Source organism: Leisingera coralii, assembly GCF_049056525.1.
Classification (GTDB): Bacteria; Pseudomonadota; Alphaproteobacteria; order Rhodobacterales; family Rhodobacteraceae; genus Leisingera; species Leisingera coralii.
Window position 1 is genome coordinate 62,373 of sequence record NZ_JBHUPT010000029.1, and the last position, 19,904, is coordinate 82,276.

General features: G+C 65.4%; 16 protein-coding genes. 2 read left to right on the forward strand and 14 right to left on the reverse strand.

Annotation, left to right across the window (positions count from 1 at the left end; genetic code table 11):
• Positions 1–3 precede the first annotated feature (3 nt).
• From ACFMBG_RS11110 to ACFMBG_RS11130, 5 genes are all read right to left on the reverse strand, one after another.
• A complete protein-coding gene (locus ACFMBG_RS11110; protein ID WP_421054759.1) occupies positions 4–720 on the reverse strand; it encodes a heme-copper oxidase subunit III family protein in 717 nt (238 codons plus the stop codon).
• A 12-nt stretch (positions 721–732) separates the two neighbouring features.
• Positions 733–1,431, reverse strand: a complete 699-nt coding sequence (locus tag ACFMBG_RS11115; protein ID WP_421054760.1) for a cytochrome c oxidase subunit 3 — start codon at positions 1,429–1,431, stop codon at positions 733–735.
• Positions 1,428–3,203, reverse strand: coding sequence for a cbb3-type cytochrome c oxidase subunit I (locus tag ACFMBG_RS11120; protein ID WP_421054761.1), 1,776 nt, complete (start codon positions 3,201–3,203; stop codon positions 1,428–1,430). The genes ACFMBG_RS11115 and ACFMBG_RS11120 overlap by 4 nt, the downstream gene beginning before the upstream one ends.
• 135 nt (positions 3,204–3,338) lie before the next feature.
• A complete protein-coding gene (locus ACFMBG_RS11125; RefSeq protein ID WP_421054762.1) occupies positions 3,339–4,172 on the reverse strand; it encodes a cytochrome c oxidase subunit II in 834 nt (277 codons plus the stop codon).
• Between the two features lie 217 nt (positions 4,173–4,389).
• Positions 4,390–6,855, reverse strand: a complete 2,466-nt coding sequence (locus ACFMBG_RS11130) for a CoA transferase (protein ID WP_421054763.1) — start codon at positions 6,853–6,855, stop codon at positions 4,390–4,392.
• A 108-nt stretch (positions 6,856–6,963) separates the two neighbouring features.
• On the opposite strand from ACFMBG_RS11130, the gene ACFMBG_RS11135 reads away from it, so the two are divergent.
• Positions 6,964–7,899, forward strand: a complete 936-nt coding sequence (locus ACFMBG_RS11135; RefSeq protein ID WP_421054764.1) for a LysR family transcriptional regulator — start codon at positions 6,964–6,966, stop codon at positions 7,897–7,899.
• 61 nt (positions 7,900–7,960) lie between these two features.
• On the opposite strand, the gene ACFMBG_RS11140 is transcribed toward ACFMBG_RS11135, so the two are convergent.
• The 6 genes from ACFMBG_RS11140 to ACFMBG_RS11165 all read right to left on the reverse strand — a co-directional run bounded on the left by ACFMBG_RS11140 (position 7,961) and on the right by ACFMBG_RS11165 (position 15,751).
• The gene (locus ACFMBG_RS11140) at positions 7,961–9,790 is read right to left on the reverse strand and encodes a BCCT family transporter (RefSeq protein ID WP_421054765.1); all 1,830 of its coding nucleotides are present in this window, start codon (positions 9,788–9,790) and stop codon (positions 7,961–7,963) included.
• A gap of 77 nt (positions 9,791–9,867) precedes the next feature.
• Complete coding sequence (locus ACFMBG_RS11145; RefSeq protein WP_421054766.1) at positions 9,868–10,878, reverse strand: Ldh family oxidoreductase; 1,011 nt, start codon at positions 10,876–10,878, stop codon at positions 9,868–9,870.
• Positions 10,879–10,890: 12 nt separating this feature from the next.
• Positions 10,891–11,520 (reverse strand): DUF3726 domain-containing protein, encoded by a 630-nt coding sequence (locus ACFMBG_RS11150; RefSeq protein ID WP_421054767.1) that lies wholly within the window; start codon positions 11,518–11,520, stop codon positions 10,891–10,893.
• Positions 11,517–13,205, reverse strand: coding sequence for a hypothetical protein (locus tag ACFMBG_RS11155; protein WP_421054768.1), 1,689 nt, complete (start codon positions 13,203–13,205; stop codon positions 11,517–11,519). Before ACFMBG_RS11155 ends, ACFMBG_RS11150 begins: the two co-directional genes overlap by 4 nt.
• Positions 13,206–13,208: 3 nt before the next feature.
• The gene (locus ACFMBG_RS11160; protein ID WP_421054769.1) at positions 13,209–14,192 is read right to left on the reverse strand and encodes a membrane dipeptidase; all 984 of its coding nucleotides are present in this window, start codon (positions 14,190–14,192) and stop codon (positions 13,209–13,211) included.
• Positions 14,193–14,305: 113 nt separating this feature from the next.
• Positions 14,306–15,751: an aldehyde dehydrogenase family protein gene (locus ACFMBG_RS11165; RefSeq protein WP_421054770.1), complete on the reverse strand. Its 1,446-nt coding sequence runs from the start codon at positions 15,749–15,751 to the stop codon at positions 14,306–14,308.
• Positions 15,752–15,856: 105 nt separating this feature from the next.
• On the opposite strand from ACFMBG_RS11165, the gene ACFMBG_RS11170 reads away from it, so the two are divergent.
• Entirely contained in the window at positions 15,857–16,744 is an 888-nt protein-coding gene (locus tag ACFMBG_RS11170; RefSeq protein WP_421054771.1) for a LysR family transcriptional regulator, read from the forward strand.
• A gap of 226 nt (positions 16,745–16,970) precedes the next feature.
• Here ACFMBG_RS11170 and ACFMBG_RS11175 read toward each other — a convergent pair whose 3' ends face one another.
• The 3 genes from ACFMBG_RS11175 to ACFMBG_RS11185 are packed head-to-tail and all read right to left on the reverse strand — an operon-like array spanning position 16,971 to position 19,785.
• Positions 16,971–17,732 (reverse strand): ABC transporter ATP-binding protein, encoded by a 762-nt coding sequence (locus tag ACFMBG_RS11175; protein ID WP_421054772.1) that lies wholly within the window; start codon positions 17,730–17,732, stop codon positions 16,971–16,973.
• Entirely contained in the window at positions 17,729–18,778 is a 1,050-nt protein-coding gene (locus ACFMBG_RS11180; RefSeq protein WP_421054773.1) for a FecCD family ABC transporter permease, read from the reverse strand. Before ACFMBG_RS11180 ends, ACFMBG_RS11175 begins: the two co-directional genes overlap by 4 nt.
• Positions 18,775–19,785 carry an ABC transporter substrate-binding protein gene (locus tag ACFMBG_RS11185; RefSeq protein WP_421054774.1) on the reverse strand — a complete coding sequence of 337 codons (1,011 nt, stop codon included), beginning with the start codon at positions 19,783–19,785 and terminating at the stop codon, positions 18,775–18,777. The genes ACFMBG_RS11180 and ACFMBG_RS11185 overlap by 4 nt, the downstream gene beginning before the upstream one ends.
• Positions 19,786–19,904 lie beyond the last annotated feature (119 nt).

A 19,904-nucleotide genomic window follows, 5' to 3' on the forward strand; every position in this document is an offset into this window, starting at 1 on the left:
CCCCTACCACAGATAGAAGAATGCAAAGATGAAGACCCAGACCAGGTCGACGAAGTGCCAGTAAAGCCCCATGATCTCGACCGCCTCGTAATCGCCGTTGCCCGCCGACATCCAGCTGCGCTGGTCCCTATCGAATTCTCCTCGCCAGACCTTGAGGGCGACGATGATCAGGAAGATCACCCCGATGGTCACATGGGTGCCGTGAAAGCCGGTGATCATGAAGAAGCTGGCGCCGAACTGCTCAGCCCCCCAGGGGTTGCCCCAGGGGCGCACGCCTTCGGAAATCAGCTTGGTCCACTCAAACGCCTGCATGCCCACAAATGTGGCGCCCAGCGCGGCGGTGGCCAGCATCAGCAGGGCGGTCGCCTTGCGCGCCTTGCGGTAGGCGCAGTTCACCGCCATCGCCATGGTGCCGGAGGAGGAGATCAGCACAAAGGTCATGATGGCAATCAGGATCAGCGGCAGGTCCTGGCCGCCGATATGCAGGGCAAAGACCTCACTGGCGTTGGGCCATTCCACGGTGGTGGAGCTGCGGGCGGTCAGATAGGCGACGAGGAAGCAGGCAAAGATGAAGGTGTCGCTGAGCAGCAGGATCCACATCATCGCCTTGCCCCAGGAGACCTTCTTGAACACCCGCTGGTCCGAGCCCCAGTCGGCGGCAAAGCCGCTGTGCCCCTGTTGCAGCAATGTCTGGTCCTGGCCTTGAAGCGGATGTTCCATCAGTCTCCCTCCTCAACTTACGGCCGCGCGGCACAGCGCCAGAAAGGCGTTGCCCCAGCCCTGCAGCAGCGCAAACAGCATCAGCCAGAACGCCAGCAGCGCGTGCCAGTACAGCGCGCAGAGCCGCACCCCTGGCAGCAGCGCCTTGACGTCCCCTGCCCCGGCGTGGCGCAGGCAGACCGCCGCCAGCGCGATGATGCCGCCCAGCACATGCAGCCCGTGCAGGCCGGTAATCAGGTAGAAAAAGCTCGCCGCCGGGGTGCCGTCCAGCGGATAGCCATCCGCGGTCAGCGCAATCCACACCTGCGCCTGTCCCGCCAGAAAGGCGAGCGTGGCAATGCTGGCGGCGATCAGGCTGGCGCGCAGCCAGCGCGTGGTGCCCGCCCGTGCCGAAATCACCACGAACTGCAGAAAGAAACTGGCCAGCAGCAGCAGCCCGGTGTTCAGCCAGACCCGCCCGGGCAGCGGCACCAGTTCCCACGGGGTTTCCTCGATCTGCATGACAAAGGCGCTGCCCAGCATGGCAAACAGCCCGCCGACCACCGCCAGGAAAACCGCGATGAAGATAAACCCCGGCGCGCGTCCGGGACCATGCCCCGCCAGGGGGGCAATGCCGGTCTCCAGCCAGGGTTTGGAGGCCAGGTGCTGCTGCGACAGCCACAGGCCCGCGGCCAGCGCGACCAGCGCCAGGAAGGCAAGGATGACCGTCACAGCCGCCTCCCCTCGCCGTCAGGCACCCAGGGATCGTTCTGGGCGACATAGTCCTTGGGGGCGCCGGGCACGCTGTAGTCATAGGCCCAGCGGTAGACATTGGGCAGCTCATCCCCCCAGTTGCCATGCCGCGGCGGCGTCTCGGGCGTCTGCCACTCCAGCGAGGTGGCGCGCCATGGATTGCCGCCTGCTTCGCGCCCGTGGCGCAGGCTCCAGAAGATGTTGAACAGGAACAGCACCTGCACCGCGCCGACAATCAGCGCAGAGGACGAGATGAAGGCATTGAGTCCATCCACCGGCGCGGTGAGAAACTCCGGCTCGCCGATCTCGAAATAGCGGCGCGGCACGCCGACGAGGCCGACATAATGCATCGGGAAGAACACCGCATAGGCGCCGATGAAGGTGACCCAGAAGTGGATCTGGCCCATCGCCTCGTTCAGCATCCGCCCGGTCATCTTGGGGTACCAGTGATAGATCGCCCCGAAGATCACCATGATCGGCGCCACCCCCATCACCATGTGGAAATGCGCCACCACGAACATGGTGTCGCTGAGCGGCACATCGACCACCACATTGCCCAGGAACAGCCCGGTCAGCCCGCCGTTCACAAATGTCACGATAAAGCCCAGCGCAAACAGCATCGGCAGGGTCAGGTGAATGTCGCCCTTCCACAGGGTGAGGATCCAGTTATAGACCTTGATCGCGGTCGGGATGGCGATGATCAGCGTGGTGGTGGCAAAGAAGAAGCCGAACCAGGGGTGCATGCCCGAGACATACATGTGATGCGCCCAGACGATGAAGCTCAGCGCGCCGATGATGACGATGGCCCAGACCATCATCCGGTAGCCGAACACATTCTTGCGCGCGTGCACCGCGATAAGGTCGGAAACGATGCCGAAGGCCGGCAGCGCCACGATATAGACCTCGGGGTGGCCGAAGAACCAGAACAGGTGCTGGAAGGCAATCGGGCTGCCGCCGCCATAGCTGAGCTTTTCCCCCAGCTCCACCAGCGCGGGCATGAAGAACGACGTGCCCAGGAGCCGGTCAAACAGCATCATCACGCAGGCCACGAACAGCGCCGGGAAGGCCAGCAGCGCCATCACCGTGGCGGTGAAGATGCCCCAGACCGTCAGCGGCAGCCGCATCATCGTCATGCCGCGGGTGCGGGCCTGCAGCACGGTCACCGCATAGTTCAGCCCGCCCATGGTGAAGCCGATGATGAACAGGATCAGCGAGACCAGCATCAGGATGATGCCGCTTTGCGCGCCGCCCGGCGTACCCGACAGCACCGCTTGCGGCGGGTACAGCGTCCAGCCCGCGCCGGTTGGCCCGCCGGGAACAAAGAAGCTGGCGACCAGCACCAGCACCGCCAGCAGGTAGACCCAGTAGCTGAGCATGTTGACGAAGGGGAACACCATGTCGCGGGCGCCGACCATCAGCGGGATCAGGTAATTGCCGAAGCCGCCCAGGAAGATCGCGGTCAGCAGGTAGATCACCATGATCATCCCGTGCATGGTGACGAACTGGTAATAGGCCTCGGGTGTGATGAAGTCGAAAGTGCCGGGAAAGCCCAGTTGCAGCCGCATCAGCCAGGACATCACCAGGGCCACCAGGCCGATCGCGACGGCGGTGCCGGAATACTGGATGGCGATGTATTTGGCGTCCTGCGAGAAGACATACTTGCCGATCCAGCTGTGCGCATGCGGCGGCATCACATCGGCAACTTCGCGCGGCGGCAGATTGCTGTCCGGGTCTGGCAAGGTGTCGGTCATTACTGGACTCCACTCCATTCAAGGGTTTCCCCCGGCTGAAAGCCGGGCAGCGCCCGACCCTCCCGTCATGCCGGAGGCACGCTTTCAGCATGACGGGAGGGCGCTAACGCACCCACCCAGGGTCAGGCGCTGCCCTCAGCGTTCTGCAAGTCTGGTCTCAACCCCGGTTTCAGTCGCCGCATTGGCGTAGTCTTCAAAGGTCAGCTGCTCCTGCAGCCATTCCTGGTATTCCTCCGCCTCCACCACGGTCACATAGCCGCGCATGAAGGAGTGCGCGGTGCCGCAGTATTCGGCGCAAAGCACCTCGAAATTGCCGGTACGGGTGGGGGTGAACCAGATGTAGGTGACCATGCCGGGCACCATGTCCATCTTGGCGCGGAATTCGGGCACGTAGAAATTGTGCAGAACATCGATCGAGCGCAGCAGCAGCTTCACCGGCTGGTCCACCGGCAGATAGATCTCGCCGCCCTCGACGATGATGTCATCCTTGCCAAAGCGGTCATGCGGGTTGACGCCCAGAGGGTTCTCGCCGCTCACCCATTCCGCATCCGCGGTGCCCAGCACCCCGTCCTCACCCGGCAGCCGGTAGGCCCAGTTCCACTGCTGGCCGAAAACCTCAAGCTCGCTGGCTTCCTCGGGCACTGTGACGAACTGCTTCCACACGAACAGCCCCGGCACCAGCATCGCCGCCACCCCAACGGCGGTCACCGCGGTCAGCCACCATTCCAGGCGCTTGTTTTCCGGATCGAACTCCGCCTTGTGCCCCGGCCGGTGCCGGAATTTCCAGACGCAATAGGCCGTGAACAGCACCACCGCGGCAAACACGGCGCCGGTGATCCAGAAGGTTATGACCAGCGTGTTGTCGATATAGTCCCAATTCGACGCGATCGGCGTCCACCACCACGGACTGTACAGATGGAACGCAACAGATCCCGCCACGATCAGCACAAGCACGACCGCAATCAGCATCCCGCCCCCTTTCCCCGCTGCCCGGGCACTCCCAAGCCCGGCAAGCAGGTTCAATCGGCATGAGAGGGCAGTATATTACGATTTCACAAATTAATCCAGAAACCGGAGGTTTTACGCCTTTGGCGGCAATGACTTTCCATTTCCATGCATTTTCAGCAAAGGCAAAGAGGCACCCGGAAAGGGCGCCCCTGAACCGCCAGTGCGGCAGCTGCGCGGATCATTCCGGCAAGTATTTCTCCGACCAGCTCTCACCAGCGGCACCGCGGGCAATCATCGCATCGGTTTCTTCGGTAGAATACCCGAGCCGCGCCAGGATCGCCCGTGTGTGTTCACCGTATTTCGGGGCTGGTCCCGGGATTGCGATCCGCCCCGCCTGCGGGCGCACCGCGTTGGGCGCCACCAGGTCACACCAGCGGCCCATCGGGTGCCGGTCATGGCGGATCACCCTGAAGGTTGCCTGCGTCAGGTCTATACTGCCTGCGCTCTCCAGCTGCAGCGCCGCGTCGCGGGTCTCATGCAGCGAGGAGAGCGGCACCGCCGTTGCCGAGGTGCCGGCAAAACCCGAGCGCCAATGAGACAGCGGCTGGCGGGCGAAGCGTTGTGACAGCGCCGCGTGCAGCTGGTCTTCCGGCAGCTCTGCCAGGTCCGCCAGTTCAGGCACCCGCGCCAGCGCTGCGCCGCGCTCAGTGGGGGCGGCGAAGAAGAACCAGCAGTCTGAGGCCTGGTAGCAGTGGTAGAACGGTCCCCACCCCAGCGCGGCGCGGCCAGAGGGTTCGTCAAAGTGCGCCCGGCCCTCGTGGTCATACATGAACTGCGCCTGGATCAGGTTGCCGGCCGCAGCAAGAGAGGCGCGTGCCACCCCGCCCTTGCCGGTTTCTTGGAGCCGCAGCAGCGCACCGCCCAGCGCCACACAGGCGCAGAAACCGGTCAGCACGTCGATGGTTCCGAAATGGGCGTGCTCTTCCGGCGTCTCCATCCCGCCGCCAAAGCGCAGCATCACGCCGGTCGCCGCTTGGGCCAGATCGTCATAGCCAAGGTGATCGGATTTCGGGCCCCGCATCGGACCGCCGAACGCATCGAGCTGCACCAGGATCAGGCGCGGGTTGATCTGCGCCAGCCGTTCCGGCGACAGGCCCAGATGGTCGCGCTGCTGGTCGGTGCCGTTCATGGTGATGACATCGGCCTCGGCGATCAGCCGCGCCAGCGCCTCCTGCCCCTCATCACTGCGCAGGTTCAGCAGGATGCTCTCCTTGCCGCGCTGCGCGTGGATGCCGAAGACAACGGTGTTCCAGGGGTCCACCGAAGGGTCCACGGGCTGCACCAGGGTCACCTCTGCGCCGTAGCGTGCCAGGGTCGAGCCGATGGTCGGCCCAGCGATCACATTGGTGAGGTCCAGCACCTTCAGCCCGTCGAGCCAGCCCTTGACCGCCTGGCCTCCGGCGCCGCCGCGTTCCGGCTCCGCCAGCAGCGCCGCCAGGTCCGCTTCAACCGCGCTGGATTTCCGCACCGCCGCCTCGTCACCGGACAGCCAGGCGACATTGCCCATCTGCTGCATGAGCCCGTGCCTGGCGTCCTCGACCTGCAGGATCAGCCCGGACGCCAAGGCGTGCGGGTCGTGCAGCCATTCCCGTGTGAAACGCTGCGCCGTGGCCGGCGCCTTGGCGGCGCCGAACAGCTCCTCCCACTCATGCGAGGGTTTGGTCAGAAAGGCCGCCTTCATCGCCGAAGACACCCGTTCCCGGTCGGAAGGCCCCACCGGATAGTTGCGCATCGACCATTCGGCGGGCCAGTCCTTGGTGTCGAGGTAGGCGGAGAAGTCCGGCAGTTCGTCCGCCAGCTCCTTCAGCCCCAAGGTCTCCAGCACCCGGCGCGGGTGGGTGGCGACCGAGCCGCTCACCACGTAGAAGCCGCGCCCGTCGGCGCAGGTGTAGGTGCGGTAGAACGGGTCGAGGAACTCGGACAATTCCTCGAACTTCAGGTTCATCGGCAGCCCTTCGGCGGCGCGCCGGTCCAGTTCCACCTCGCGCGGGGACTTGTAGCGCTCCGGGTAGTCCTCGATCTGCTCGCAGTTATAGACCAGCCCCTCCAGCAGCGCGGCGGCCAGCGGCACCTCGATATGGTCGCCGCCATTCTGCTCGCGGGCGTTCAGGGCAAACAGCACCGACATGGCGCCGAAGCTGGCGCCATAGGCCGAGGCCAGGGTCAGCGGCGAGAAGGACGGGTTGATGCCCATCAGGCAGCGGTTCAGGCCCATATCGGTGAACTGGCCGGTATAGGCGGCGATCACCGCTTCCCAGGCGGGCAGCTCTGCCAGCTCCGTGTCGGTGGAGGCAAAGCCCGGCATCGACAGATAAACCAGCTGATTGTTGGCAGCGCGCAGCACCTCCGGACCCAGGCCGAGACGGTCCATCACCCCGGGCCGGAAGTTCTCGATCACCACATCGGCGCGTTTGGCAAGCTCTATGGCAGTGGCGCGGCGTTCGCCCGTCTTAAGGTCGAGCTCCAGCGTCTGCTTGCCCCGCGACAGCATGTCAAACGCCGGACCGTCAAAGCCGGTGCCGCCAGGCGGGGTGATGCGGATGACCTCGGCCCCCATGTCGGCCAGCATCATGCCGGTCAGCGGGCCGGCCAGGTAATGGCCGAAGTCGAGAACGCGAATATGGGAAAGGGGGCGCTGCGGCATTTGGGAGGTCTCTGTCTGTTACAGGTCAGTTCTCAGTCCGCCACAGATTATCTTTGCCCGGGCCTTTATCCACTGGCCAAGAACTCATGCACTCCCTAACATTTTCCTATGGAACGCTCGATACGCCCCACCGCCGGCTCACTGAATGCCCTCCTGGTGCTGGAGGTGGCGGTGCGCCATGCCAGCCTGTCCCGCGCGGCGGCTGAACTGGGACTGAGCCAGCCCGCGGTGTCCCGCCATATCACGACCCTGGAGGAGCGGCTGCGCCAGCCGCTGTTTGAGCGCAACAACAACCGGATCACGCCAACGGCCAATGCCACCCGGCTGGCCGACGCGGTGGCGCTGGGGCTGGGCCATGTGGATCAGGCCTGGAGCGAGGTGCTGGCCGCGCCGGAAACCAACGAGGTGACGCTGGCCTGCACCTTCGGCTTTGCCGATCAGTGGCTGATGCCCCGCTATTCTGACCTGCGCGCCCATCTGGATGGCGGCCGGGTGCGGGTTGTGACCACGGATCAGCTGGGGGATATCGACCTCAGCCGGCTGGACGCGGCGGTGGTCTGGGATCCGGCGCGGATGCCGGACCGGCCCTATTTCCCGCTGATCGCGGCAGAGACCTTCCCGATCTGCAGCCCCGCGTTTCTGGAGGCCTATCCGCAGGCGGCGGACAACATCGCGCTAATCCCGCCGGAGCTGTTCTTGCACTTTGACACCGGAAGCTCCGGTTTTCTGACCTGGGAAGGCTGGTTTGAGCGCGCGGGCCTGCCGCCGCCACAATTCGGCACAGCGGCGGCATTCGACGCCTACCCCTTCCTGCTGCAGTCGGTGCGCCGCGGCGAGGGGATCGGGCTGGGCTGGAGCGGCATCGCCGATCACGCGCTGGCCTGCGGCGAGGTGCTGCGGCTGGGGCCTGCGGTCTCGGACCGGCCGTACAGCTATTTCCTGCAGCACCGCGCTCCCGGCGCCAGCGGCGGCGCCCTGGCGCGGATGCTGGACTGGTTCAAGCGCGAGGCGGACACCCTGCAGGACCTGACCGGCCGGAACTGAAAAGGGCCGGAGGGATTTCTCCCCCCGGCCCCTGCACCACCCTGGCAGGTGGCTTAGGTTTTTACTCGGCAGGCGCGCGGTCCGCGGCCTTCTCGCGCTGGCCGTCCCGGAACAGCGCCTTCGCCAGCGAAACGCACATCAGGCCCATGACCATTGTGAAGGGCAGCGCGCCGATGATCATCGCGCTCTTCAGCGCTTCCATCGGGTCGGCCCCGCCATTGGTCTTGCCCGCGAACAGCAGGGTGCCGATGACCGCGGTCAGGATCAGGCCCCAGACGATCTTGTGCTTGTTGCCGATGTTCTGGTCGCCGCCGGACATGATGGTGTTCATCACCAGGATGCCGGAGTCGGCCGAGGTGACCAGGAAGGTCATGATCAGCACCACGCACATGATGGTGATGCCGGACAGCAGGCCGCCGTCGATCATGCTCTGCAGGGTCACGAACAGCTTGGCGGTGTTCGAGGCGCCGATAATTGCACCTTCTGCCGCGCCGTTCAGTTCCAGGTCGATGGCAGTGCCGCCCAGGATGGTCATCCAGGCAAAGCAGACCAGCGCCGGAGCGAACACGCAGCCGATGATGAATTCACGCACCGAGCGGCCGCGGGAAATGCGCGCCAGGAACAGGCCCACGAAGGGCGAGAACGCGATCCACCAGGCCCAGTAGAAGGTGGTCCAGCCTGCCTGCCAGCCGAACTGGCGCTGCGGCTCGCCTGCCGCATAGGCTGCCGACAGAACGTCGTCGGACAGGGCAGCGGCTTCGCCTTCCAGACCGGACTTGAAGCCGTCAAACGAACCCCAGGCGTTGGTGGCACCGCCGCGCAACGCATCGGCATAAGGTGCTGCCTCAGCCGGCAGCGCCGCCGAGAACTCAGCCGCGGTCTGCGGGCCGAAGGCGCCAAAGCTCAGCGAGGTGAAGTGCAGGATGTAGTCCACAAAGGCCGAGGCATAGGTGGTCATGGCGAACATGAAGGAGCCGAAGACCACGAAGGTCAGCAGCAGGATGATCGACAGAACCAGGTTCAGGTTCGACAGATACTTCACACCGCGGCCGACGCCGGACACGGCGGAGATGATCGACAGGCCCATAATCGCAAACAGGCCGGCCAGCAGGCCAACTGTGCCCGGTGCCGGAGCGTCGCCGCTCATGTCCATCATCCATTCCATGCCGGTGACGGCATAGACGCCGTCCACGAACTGCGACACGCCAAAGCCGATGGTGACCGACACGCCCAGAATGGTGGCAACAACACCCAGCACGTCAACGACGTGGCCCAGGAAGCCGTTCATCAGCTTGCCGAACAGCGGCGTCAGCGCGGTGCGGATGGTCAGCGGCATGCCGCGGGTGTAGGCGTAGTAAGCCAGCGACAGGCCGGTCACCACATAGATCGCCCAGGCATGAAAGCCGTAGTGCAGGAACGTGTAGCGGAAGCCCGACTGCAGCGACTCCTCGGTGTTGGGTGCAACGTCCTGCGACAGCACCACCGGGTTGGAGCCCCAGAGGCCCAGCGGCTCGGCGGTGGCAAAGACCATCAGGCCAACGCCCAGACCGGCGCCGAACATCATCGAGAACCAGGAGAAGTCCGAGAACTCCTTCTGCTCGCCCGGCGCTCCCATGATCCGCTTACCGGTTTGCGGCAATGCGGCGACCACAAACAGGAAAAAGGCAAAGAAGCCGACGATGATGATGTAAAAGGCGTTGAAATCCTCCAGGATCCGCCAGTTCAGGCTGCCCAGCACGCCGGTGGCGTTTGCGGGCCAGACCAGGGCCCAGAGAACCAGGGCGACCATGATCCCCTTGCTGAGCAAGGCGATCTCGACGCTGTGCCCCTTATAGAAGCCATCGTCGGAGGTCTTGATCTCCAGATCCGTAAAAGGTTGCTTTATTGACATGCGTTTCCTCCCGTTTCGCACGTGCCGCACCGGGGTGCGGAATATCCGGCGGGTTGCGGTCCCGCCGGGGGTTGGCGTCAGCCCAAGAGGGCTTTGATCCTGTCCAGCGTTGCCACGCTGACCGCGACGCCTTGGTCACGGGCCTTGATCCGCTTGCCGCGGCGCCCGTCGCCCGGCACATGTGCGCCAGGCTGCCCTCGCACTGCTTCCACGATTCCGACCATTCCGGCACGAAATGTGTCATTTGAGGTCGCTGCGGGGTCGATTGCGATAAACATTTGGCCGGTTTTCGGCGGCCCGCCCGCGGTGCCGGAGAACGGCGAGGCGTTGATGCCGAGCGTTGCACCGGTCAGCGCGGCGGCCATGATTTCGGTCAGCAGCGCCACGCCGACGCCCTTGTAGCCGCCCGACGGCGCCATCGAGCCCTTGAGGCCCGCGTCCGGGTCGGTGGTCGGATTGCCGTCGGCATCCAGCGCCCAGCCCAGCGGGATCTCCTTGCCTTCGCGGGCGTGCTTCATCACTTCGCTTTTGGCGATGGTGCTGGCGCTCTGGTCGATCAGCAGTTCCGGCTCGCCATCCTCGCCCGGCACGGCAACCGAAAACGGGTTGGTGCCGACAACCGGCTTGCTGCCGCCAGAGGGCGCGATTGAGGCCGGCGCATTGGTAAAGCCCAAGCCCACCAGCCCGGCGCGCGCCAGCCGGGCGGTGTGGTAGCCGAGCACACCGCAGTTGTAGCTGTTGCGGATCGCCAGAACCGCGATGCCCTGCTCCCGCGCCGCCGGGATCAGCGCCTCAAAGCCTGCGTCGATGGCGGGATGGGCAAAGCCGGTGGCGGCGTCCACCGCGACGACGCCGGGCCGGGGGCGGGTCAGCACCGGCGTGGCATTGCCGTCCACCTTGCCGCACTGCACATGCTCGGCATAGATCGGGATATAGGCGAGGCCGTGGCTGGCCACCCCGTCGGCCTCAGTGGCTGCGGTGGCGACCGCCAGCGGACGGGCGTTGGCCTCGGAGGTGCCTGCCGCCACCAGGGCGCGGAAGGACAGGTCCTCGATTTCGGAGAGGGTCAGGATCTTGGTTTCGGTCATAAAGAAGCCTTTTCAGTCGTTGTCCGACAGCCCGGCGCCAGCGCCCAGCAGGCGCGACTCCTCGGTGGCCGGAGCGTAGGTTTTATGGGCAAAACGGTTGAGCACGGCCCAGGCGGCCTCTTCCGGCTCGGCCCGGGTACAGCTTGGGCTTGCTTTTGCAAGGCTGCCCGCGGCGCGGATGGTCAGCTGAGCCGCCGTTTCCGGCAGAGTGCCTTCGCAATGCAGGCCGATGCCATCGGTGACCGCCTGGAAGCCCTCTCCTTCCACAGTGACGCAAGCACCAAGCTGGCGAGCGGCCATCGCGGCGAAGGGCAGGATCATCGCAGGCCGGGAGACCGGCCCAATTGCTAAGGTTAGCACTTGCAGCCGCCCGGCGCAGTCCGACAGCGCCGCGCCGGTCGCCAGCGGGCACAGCGGCGACTCGGCCTGCCAGTCGCCCTCCAGGCTTTGCGGCACATGGGATTGCAGCTCCGCCGCGTATCCGGCCTCCAGCAGGCCAGCCAGCACCGCGGCACCGTCCAGCCCTTGTGCACACAGCCAGCGGGTGGCCTTTGCAGCTTCCTCGGCCAGCCCCCAATCATAGCCTGCCCCGCGAGCGGCGCGTTTGGCGGTGGCTTCCACTTCGTTCAGCGCATAGCTCATTTGTCTGCCTCCGGGTACACCCACAGGTCCGCATTTGCGGTGGTCAGGTCTTCGGGATAAGGCGCGCCTGCATACATGCAGATCCGCACCCAGCGGTCGGAGCGCGGGTCGAAATGGGTGGCCCCGAAGAACGACAGCTTGGCCCGCAGCATGTCGACCGGCAGCACCCGGTCGCTGATGGTATTGCTGCGGATCTCGCCATAGGGCGCCACCCGGCTCATCTGCGCCCGGCGCACCGTGTGGCGATGTTCGGGATGGCGCAGCAGGAAGGCTGCAATTGGCTCATCTGCTTCCCAGCCAGCCAGCGCCGCATGGGCTGCCGCGGCATCGCGGGCAGGCGCCAGCGGCTGCTCGTAATTGGCGATAGGCTCGTCAAAGCGCTCGCCCATGCGCGGCTCCAGCTTCTCCTCGGAGACATACCAGGCCCGCGCGCAGTTTTCCCGCGCGCTCCAGTCCAGATCCAGCGCCCAGGCAAAGCTGTCCTCGATCAGCTCCCGCACCTGTGCAACCGGCATTGCACCATCGATGATGAAGGCGTCCTTGTTGGCGTCGGCCATGCAGTCAGACAGCCCGTCCACCAGCTCCGCATAAGGCTCCAGGATCAGCGAGGCCGCGAGTTCCTGCCCCTCCAGGCCCAACGCGGTCTCGCTCCAGCGGATCAGCCGGTCCCAGGGATGGCCGTTGAGCAGGTCGTCTGCCGCGACCCAAGCGGTCAGGGCCTCAAGATCTTTGTGAAGGCTGGCCAGCTTCTCGATCTGCGCCGGGTGTTCCGAATGCCAGCGCGCGGCCGACAGTTCGCTCCGCCGCAGCATCCGGCGGAAGCAGGCGGCTTCCTCAGCCGAGGCGGTTTCGACCGAGCGCACCCGGGCAATCGCCTCTTCCCGCGCCATGATCCAGTTGTTGAACAGCACCGGGTGGTTGACAATGTAAGGCGCCATGCCAAGGCCGGTGGAGTTGCCGATGCCTAGCCGCCGCGCGGTTTCCGGCGCCAGCGGCACGGCGTTTTCGCCGCCCTTGGCGCGGGCCATATGCTCCACCAAGTCGCGGACAAAGGCGCGGGTCAGGTAGACGGACAGCATCTCTGCCTGGAACGGCGCGTTGAGTTCGGGGCGGTCTGCGATGGCCTCCCGGTCGGCAGCGCCCAGCTTGCCGGAGCCGTAGACAGCGGTGGTGCGCATCAGGTAGCCGACAGCGTCCACCTGCGCCGGGTCCGGCTGCTGCCCCTGTGACAGCGCATCGACAAAATGCGCCCACAGGCGCACCGAGCGGTTGGCGCGGGAGACAGACAAGGATTTCTCGTCGACCCGGCCCGCCTCCTGATACGGCACGTTCTTCGACAGCCGCTCGATGTCGGCCTCCGTAGGCACCCCGTCAAACAGGGTGAAAGTCGCGTCCCAGGCAGTGGCGATCACCCGGTCCGAACGCATTTCCGGCGGCAGGTCGTGGGCGAAGGCAATCAGCGAATAAGTCCGCGCAGGGCCGGTGGCGGTATAGACCGCCACACCGACACCGTTGCCGTCGATATCGAACTGGGGGCGCGCAAAGCTCCAGTTTTCCCGGGCCATGCGCCGTGTCAGCACCCGCATGAAGCTGAGGCGGCACTGATGCAAGGAGCCAAGACGGCTGAGGCGCATCACCTGAGCCGGATCCCGTCGTGATATCGTTGTCTGCGCGGTTGTTTCCATGACCTATCCCTTTGGGCCAAAGTTTTCGGCAAAGAACCGGTACCAGTTCCCGCCCATGATGCCGCTGACCTCGTCATCGTTCATGCCCGTCGCGCGAAGGCCGTCTTCGATGTTTCCAAAGTCGCGGTTGTCGTTGAACCAGCTGGGCATTGCCGGGAAGCCCGGCGCGGCGGCTGATCCTTCGCCGTAGTCGATTTCCTTGGTCCAGCGGCCGACGCGCATCCACTCGACCACGCTGTCGGGCTGGTCCTGGCAGAGGTCAGTGCCGATGCCGAGATGCTCCACCCCGTATTTCTCGGCGGTGCGTGCAATCATCTCGCAGAAGCTTTGCAGGGTGCAGTTGGACTTGTCCTTCAGGTGGTGCGGATAGACCGAGAAGCCCAGCATGCCGCCATGGCCGGTGACTGCGCGGATGACGTCGTCCTTCTTGTTGCGCAGTGCGGGCGACCACTCATGCGGGTTGGCGTGGGTGATGGCGATCGGGCGGGTGGAAATCTCCGCCGCCTCGATGGTGGAGCGGTCGGCGGAGTGGCTCATGTCGACGACCAGACCCACCCGGTTCATCTCCTTGATCACCTGCTTGCCCATGCGGGTGATCCCCATGTCCTCGGCCTCGTAACACCCCGTGGCCAGCAGCGACTGGTTGTTGTAGGTGAGCTGCATGAAACGGGCGCCCAGAGTGTGCAGGATCTCCACCAGGCCGATGTCGTCCTCCATCGGCGAGGGGTTCTGGAAGCCGAAGAACACCGCGGTGCGGCCGGTTTCGCGGGCCTTATCGATGTCAGAGGCCCACTGCCCCTTCATGATCAGGTCCGGGTACTGCTCGAACCAGCGGTTCCATTTCTCGAAGTTGAGAACCGTCTCCCGGAAGTTCTCGTGATAGGCAATGGTGACATGGATCGCGTCCACGCCGCCCTCGCGCAGCTGGCGGAAGATCTTCTCCGACCAGTTGGCATATTGCAGGCAGTCGATACGGTATCCGGTCATTCAAGCACCTCGATTTTTGCTGGTCAGCGCCCGTCCCAAGTGTTTGCGGGGGCAGGACGGGCGCTGGATCCGGCGTCTCGCCGGAAAAGTTCAGGCCGGGCGGCCAGCGGGCATCAGACCGGCTTGCCAGCGCTGATGTAGGCAGTCTTGACGGTGGTATAGAACTCCGCCGCCGCCTTGCCCTGCTCGCGCGGGCCATAGGAGCTGTCGCCGCGGCCGCCGAAGGGCACGTGGTAGTCGGTGCCTGCGGTCGGCAGGTTGACGGTGACCACACCGGTGCGCGCGTTGCGGCGGAAATGGGTGGCACGGGCCAGCGACTGGGTGACGATGCCCGAGGTCAGGCCGAAGTTGGTGTCGTTCACCACCGCCAGCGCCTCGTCATAGCTGCCGACCTTGATGACGGAGGTCAGCGGCGCAAACATTTCCTCGCGGTTGATGCGCATATCGTTGGTGGTGTTCAGGAACACGCCGGGGGACATGTAGAATCCCTCGTGCGGCATCTCCAGCCGCTGGCCACCGCAGGCCAGTTCAGCGCCTTCGGATGTGCCCAGATCGACATAGGCCAGGTTTTCGTTCAGCTGCTGCTCGCTGACCACCGGCCCCATCTGCACGCCCGCTTCCAGCGCGTGGCCCACTTTCATCGCCTGCGCACCCGCCACCAGTTTTTCAACAAAGGCGTCGTGCACGGCTGCGTGGACCACGAGCCGGGAGGAAGCGGTGCATTTCTGGCCGGTGCCGCCAAAGGCGCCGCCCAGCGCCAGGGTGACCGCCAGATCCAGATCGGCGTCATCCATGACGGCCAGAGCGTTCTTGGAGCCCATCTCCATCTGCACCTTGGTCAGGTTCTGGATCGCGGCGGCGGCGATGCCCTTGCCCACCGGCACCGAGCCGGTGAAGGAAATGGCGTTCACCTTGGGGCTTTCGACCAGGCGCTGGCCGATCGAGCGGCCCGATCCCATGACCAGCGAAAACAGGCCCTTGGGGATGTCCTGGCGCGCGATGATCTCGGTCAGGGCGACGGCCGAGGCCGGAGTGATGTTGGCGGGCTTCCAGACCACGGCATTGCCGTAGCAGAGCGCCGGCGCGATTTTCCAGGACGCGGTTGCGGTCGGGAAGTTCCAGGGGGAGATGATCGCCACCACGCCAACGGCTTCGCGGCGCACGTCCACCTCGATGTCGGGGCGCACGGAGTCGGCGTTCTCGCCGATCTGGCGCAGGCATTCGGCCGCGTAATAGGTGAAGAACTGGCCGGCCCGGTAGACTTCGCCCTTGCCCTCGGCCAGCGGCTTGCCTTCCTCGCGCGACAGCAGCGTGCCCAGTTCCTCGGCGCGGGCCATCAGCTCATTGCCGATGTTCATCAGCACCGCCTGCTTGCGCTCCAGCCCGTAGGCAGCCCATTCGCGCTGCGCCTTCTGCGCCTGGTCCAGGGTGGCCTCCAGCTGATCGGCGCTGGCCTGGGCAAACATGCCAACCAGATCGCTCAGATCCGAAGGGTTGCGGTTTTCGATTTCGCTTTCGCCCGCCAGCCATTCGCCGGCAATCAGGTTCAGTTTGGTCACGGAGAAGCCCCAGATGCTGAAATTCAGGTTTACGGCAGGATGGACTTCGACCCCAGCATCAGTCAAACTCAATAAACTGAACGCAATTTCAACTATTCTGAAGTCATGGCCCTGAAGATCGAAATGCTGCGTGCCTTCTGCACCGTGGCGCAAACGGGGAACCTGTCAGAGGCGGCAAGCCGGCTCGGCCGCACCCAGTCTGCCGTCTCGATGACGCTCAAGCAGATGGAGGACCATCTGGGCAAGAAGCTGTTTGAGGGGGAGCGCAAGAACCAGCTGTCGCCGCTGGGGGAGCAAGTCTTTGAACTGGCCCAGAAACAGGTTCGCCAGTTCGACCATACGGTGCAAAGCATCGAGATGGCGGCCGAGGCGATCCACGGGCTGATCCGCATTGTCTCGGTGCCGTCCGTGGCAGCGCTGGTGTTCCCGGCGGTGCTGGAACACATGACCGCCCGCTACCCAGGCTTGAAGGTCGAACTGCGCGACACAGACACCCAGCAGGTTCTGGACGCATTGGCCGAGGGCAAGGCGGATATCGGCATTGCTTCGGGCTATCACCCGCTGAATGGCGTCAAGGCGGTGCCGTTGTTCGAGGACCGTTTTGGCCTGGTTTGCTCCACCAGCCACCCGCTGATTCTGCAGGACAGCCCGCCCGTCATTGCAGATGTCACCGGCGCCGGGTTTGTGCGCAACGCCCTGTGCGATCTGATTCGCAATGAACGCTTTGCCGAGGCCAGCAGCGCGGCTGATGTGACGATCCACAACACCCACTCGCTGATCACCATGGTCAGGACCGGCAAATGGGTGACGGTGCTGCCGCAGACCGTCGCCCGCTTCATGCCGGAAACAACCGCCTTCCGCGCCATCGCTGACCTGCCCGAGAAACGGGAGGTCTACCTCTACCAGCGCGAACGCTCCCGGTTTGCGGCGCTGACCGGCGAATGCAGTGCTTTCATCCAGTCCTGCGACCTGTCCGCGGATCTGCCGGGGTAACAGATATGGCGCGACGCTGGGGCGGCGGCGTCATTGCGCACTAACGCCCGCCCGTCGCAACAGGTCAGCTGTTCTGCCCCAATGTTTCGCGCGCGAAACATCCGGTCAGCCTTGCTGACCGGTGCGCCGCGCCGCAGCGCGCGGCGCTTGGCCCAACGGGCGCCGGCTTTCCGCCAGGAAATCCGGCAACGGGCGGGAGAATTCCGCTGCCCCTCAGGCCAGGTGTTCAGGCCAGGTGAAAGGACAGATGCGGCGCGCTGCCGTCCGCATCCCGGACCTGCCGGGCCGTGATCCCGAAAACCTCAGATACCGTTTCCGGAGTCAGCGCTTGCTGCGGCGTGCCCGATGCCACCAGGCACCCGCCCGACAGCACCGCCACGCGGTCGCAGGTCAGCGCCTGGTTCAGATCATGCAGCGCCACCACGGCCGTCACCTGCAGGTTCCGGACGCAGTGCAGGATCGACAGCTGGTGATGGATGTCCAGGTGGTTGGTCGGCTCGTCCAGCAGCAGCAGCCCCGGCTGCTGGGCCAGCGCCCGCGCAATGTGCAGCCGCTGCCGTTCACCGCCGGAGAGCGTCGCCCATTCGCGCTTGGCAAACGCCTCCATTTCGACCGTCCTCAGCGCTTTTTCCACCTGCCGGCTGTCTTCCCCGCTCCAGGGCCGCAGCGCCGACAGCCAGGGGGTGCGGCCAAGCTCCACCACCGAGCGCGCGGTGATGCGCTCTGCGGTGTCGGCCTGCTGCTCGACTATGGCGATCCGCTGGGCAACTTCCCGGCGCGACAGCCGCGCCAGCGGCTGCTCCGCCAGCAGCACTTCGCCCTGCGAGGGCTTGGTCAGCCCCGCCAGAAGCCGCATCAGCGTCGATTTGCCGGAGCCGTTCGGCCCGACCAGCGCCAGCGTCTCACCCGGCTGCACCGCCAGCGACACATCGGACAGCAGCGCCTTGCCGCGCACCGAGAAGGACAGGCTGCGGGCTTCGATCCTCATCGCGCCGTCCTTTGCCCGCGAACCAGGATGATGGCAAAGGCCGGTGCCCCGATCAGCGCGGTGACCACGCCGATGGGCAGCACCTGGCCGGGGATGATGATCCGCGACACGATGTCGGCGCCGATCAGGAACACCGCCCCGGTCAGCGCCGCGGCCGGCATCAGCCTGCGATGCCCTGGGCCGACCAGGAACCGCGCCGCATGGGGGATCACCAGGCCGACGAAACCGATGGAGCCGACGATCGACACCATCACCGCGGTCATCAGCGCAGTTGCAAAGATCAGCACCACCTGCACCCGCCGCACCGGGATGCCCAGCGCCGCGGCGGAATCGGTGCCAAAGGTGAAGGCGTCGAGCGCCCGCGCGTGGAACCGGCAGGTCATCCAGCCCGCCAGTGCCAGCGGCACCGCCAGCCACACGTCCGGCCAGCGCACGCCGCTGAGATTGCCCATCAGCCAGAACATGATGCCGCGGGCCTGATCCGCATTGGCGGATTTGGCGATGATGAAGGCAGTCAGCGCATTGAACAGCTGCGAGCCGGCGATGCCCGCCAGAACGATCTGCGCCGCCGCCGCCCGGCTGCTGCCTGCCCCGGCGGCCCGCGCCAGAATGGCGACAAAGCCAAAGGCCAATAACGCGCCGTTGAAGGCGCCGAAGGACAGCGACAAGGCACCGCCGCCCAGCCCGGCAATGGTAACCGCCACCGCCCCGGTCGAGGCGCCGGCGGAAATGCCAAGGATATAGGGGTCCGCCAGCGCATTGCGCAGCAGCGCCTGCAGCACCACGCCGGTCACCGCCAGCGCCGCGCCGCAGGCCCCGGCCACCAGCGCCCGCGGCAGCCGGTAGCTCCAGATGATGCCCTGATCCACCGGGTCCACCGGCAGCCCCGCCCCGGCCAGCTTGTTGACCAGAACGGACAGGACAAGGTCAGGCGCAAGCGAGGTTTCCCCGATCATTGCGCCTGCCAGTACCGCCGCTGCCAGCACCGGCAAAGCCAGGCAAGCGCCCCGGAAGCCATGCCATGCTAGTGCGGCGGCTGCGCTCATTCGCCGTTGCCGATCGCGCTGAGTTCAGCGGCCAGATCTTCCAGCGCCGGGATCGCGCGGATGGTCGCGTCCATCGCCTGGGCATCCATCACCACGATGCGGCCGTTCTTCACCGCATCCATTTGGCTGGCGACCGGATCGGTGCGCAGGAATTCCAGCTTCTTCTCGTAGTCATCGGCGGCAAAGCGGCGGCGGTCCATGCGGGCGATCACGATGACCGTCGGATTGGCCTTGGCGATGGTTTCCCAGCCGACGGTCGGCCATTCCTCGTCGGTCTCGATGACATTGCGCAGGCCCAGCTGCTGCATCATGTAGCCCGGCGCGCCCTTCTGGCCGGCCACAAACGGGTCGCTCTCCAGCTCAGGCGAGGAGAACCAGAACACGGCCGAGGCGTCATCCAGCGCAACCTCTTGCGCCTTGGCAACAGCCGCGGCCTCGCGCGCCTTGTAGTCCGCGACCAGCTCAGCGCCCTTCTCGGCCTCGCCGAAGATCGCCGCCAGCTCCTCGATACCCTGGTACAGGCTTTCGGTGGTGAACATCTGGGTGCGGGTGCCGTCGCCACCGGTGGTGTTGTCCTTGCCGACGCAATCGGCAGGCATCACATAGGTCGGGATGCCAAGGTCATGGAACTGCTCCCGCTTGGCGACCACGCCTTCGGGCCCGACGTGCCATTCATACTGGGCCGCAACCAGACCGGGGCGCTTGGCCACCACGCTCTCAAAGCTCGGATCGTTGTCGGCGAGCCGATCGACCTTGGCATTGAGTTCAGCATATTCCGGCAGAACATCGTTGAACCAGACCGAGGTGCCCAGCACCTTGCCGCCCAGCCCCAGCGCATAGAGCACTTCGGTGGCGGCCTGCCCAACGGTCACGGAGGACGCCGCCGGCGCCTCGAAGGTAACGGACTGGCCGCAGTTTTCGATGGTCAGCGGGAAACTCTCGCTGGCTGCCGCGGCCTGGGCCGCGACGGTGAAGGAAAGGCCGATCAGGCCGGAACGCAGAAACATGATAGTCGATCTCCATGTGTCAATGACCGGAGAACGGGTGAAAGGGCATTGACCGGCAAGGCGGAGGATCTGAGCCCCCACATGCGGCACCTGATAGCGGTGGCGCATCCTGCCGGCAA

Excerpts from the sequence above, each read along its gene's own strand:
- ACFMBG_RS11110 (WP_421054759.1), bottom strand. The coding sequence starts at position 720 with ATGGAACATCCGCTTCAAGGCCAGGACCAGACATTGCTGCAACAGGGG.
- ACFMBG_RS11120 (WP_421054761.1), bottom strand. The coding sequence starts at position 3,203 with ATGACCGACACCTTGCCAGACCCGGACAGCAATCTGCCGCCGCGCGAA.
- ACFMBG_RS11125 (WP_421054762.1), bottom strand. The coding sequence starts at position 4,172 with ATGCTGATTGCGGTCGTGCTTGTGCTGATCGTGGCGGGATCTGTTGCG.
- ACFMBG_RS11130 (WP_421054763.1), bottom strand. The coding sequence starts at position 6,855 with ATGCCGCAGCGCCCCCTTTCCCATATTCGCGTTCTCGACTTCGGCCAT.
- ACFMBG_RS11135 (WP_421054764.1), top strand. The coding sequence starts at position 6,964 with ATGGAACGCTCGATACGCCCCACCGCCGGCTCACTGAATGCCCTCCTG.
- ACFMBG_RS11140 (WP_421054765.1), bottom strand. The coding sequence starts at position 9,790 with ATGTCAATAAAGCAACCTTTTACGGATCTGGAGATCAAGACCTCCGAC.
- ACFMBG_RS11145 (WP_421054766.1), bottom strand. The coding sequence starts at position 10,878 with ATGACCGAAACCAAGATCCTGACCCTCTCCGAAATCGAGGACCTGTCC.
- ACFMBG_RS11150 (WP_421054767.1), bottom strand. The coding sequence starts at position 11,520 with ATGAGCTATGCGCTGAACGAAGTGGAAGCCACCGCCAAACGCGCCGCT.
- ACFMBG_RS11155 (WP_421054768.1), bottom strand. The coding sequence starts at position 13,205 with ATGGAAACAACCGCGCAGACAACGATATCACGACGGGATCCGGCTCAG.
- ACFMBG_RS11160 (WP_421054769.1), bottom strand. The coding sequence starts at position 14,192 with ATGACCGGATACCGTATCGACTGCCTGCAATATGCCAACTGGTCGGAG.
- ACFMBG_RS11170 (WP_421054771.1), top strand. The coding sequence starts at position 15,857 with ATGGCCCTGAAGATCGAAATGCTGCGTGCCTTCTGCACCGTGGCGCAA.
- ACFMBG_RS11175 (WP_421054772.1), bottom strand. The coding sequence starts at position 17,732 with ATGAGGATCGAAGCCCGCAGCCTGTCCTTCTCGGTGCGCGGCAAGGCG.
- ACFMBG_RS11180 (WP_421054773.1), bottom strand. The coding sequence starts at position 18,778 with ATGAGCGCAGCCGCCGCACTAGCATGGCATGGCTTCCGGGGCGCTTGC.
- ACFMBG_RS11185 (WP_421054774.1), bottom strand. The coding sequence starts at position 19,785 with ATGTTTCTGCGTTCCGGCCTGATCGGCCTTTCCTTCACCGTCGCGGCC.